Origin of the sequence: Aeromonas sp. QDB11 (genome assembly GCF_027705265.1) — a bacterium.
In the GTDB taxonomy this organism is placed as follows: Bacteria; Pseudomonadota; Gammaproteobacteria; order Enterobacterales; family Aeromonadaceae; genus Aeromonas; species Aeromonas allosaccharophila.
On record NZ_JAPDBM010000201.1, the window covers coordinates 1 to 869 of the forward strand.

The window sequence follows — 869 nt, forward strand, 5'->3', positions numbered from 1 at the left end:
GAGGATTTGACCGACCGAACAGGGTGTGATCTTATACTCTCTTTTACGGGAGTTTCGTCATGAACCATCAAGCGGCATTTACCCAATTCTTCTCCGAACTTGAAGACCCTCGTCAGACAACCAAAATCGCGTACCCCTTCTTCGATGTGGTTTTTCTCACCGTCTGTGCTGCTATTGGTGGAGCTCAAGGTTGGGAAGATATCGAGCTTTTCGGCGAGGCACATCTGGAATGGTTTCAGCGTAATGGATTGTTTCATAACGGATTACCTGTTCACGACACCATAGCCAGGATCATCTCCCGTATTCAACCGGAGCAATTCCAGAACGCCTTCGTCCGCTGGATGCAAGCAACATCAGAACGTACCGATGGTGAGCTGATTGCCATTGACGGCAAGACCTTACGCAGCTCTTACGACCGAGACAGTCGTCAGTCTACCATTCATATGGTCAGTGCCTTTGCCGCTGAGAATCGTCTGGTGCTCGGGCAAGTCAAAACAGATGAGAAATCTAACGAAATCACCGCCATTCCTGAATTACTGGCACTCCTCGATATAAAAGGCTGCCTGGTATCCATCGATGCCATGGGCTGCCAGACTGGAATAGCCTCAACCATAGTCAAGGGCGGTGGCGACTACTTGCTGGCGGTAAAAGGTAACCAGCCCACACTGCATAATGCAGTACGCGCAGCTCTGGCCGAGTCGACCAAGAAGCCGCTGAGTGAAGAAACGCTCAGTGTCGAGAAAGAGCACGGTCGCATCGATGGCCGCGAGTACCATGTGTTACCAGCCGGAGCACTATCAGAGCAATTTCCAGAGTGGAAATCGCTGAAGACTGTCGGTGTCGCAATATCCTATCGAATTGAAAATATG

Annotated in this window: 1 protein-coding gene; it reads left to right on the forward strand. The window is 50.5% G+C overall.

The window, feature by feature from the left end:
* Window positions 1–59 precede the first annotated feature (59 nt).
* Window positions 60–869, forward strand: an 810-nt coding sequence (locus OKC40_RS22650; protein WP_270797047.1) for an ISAs1 family transposase, incomplete at its 3' end; no start/stop codon positions are given.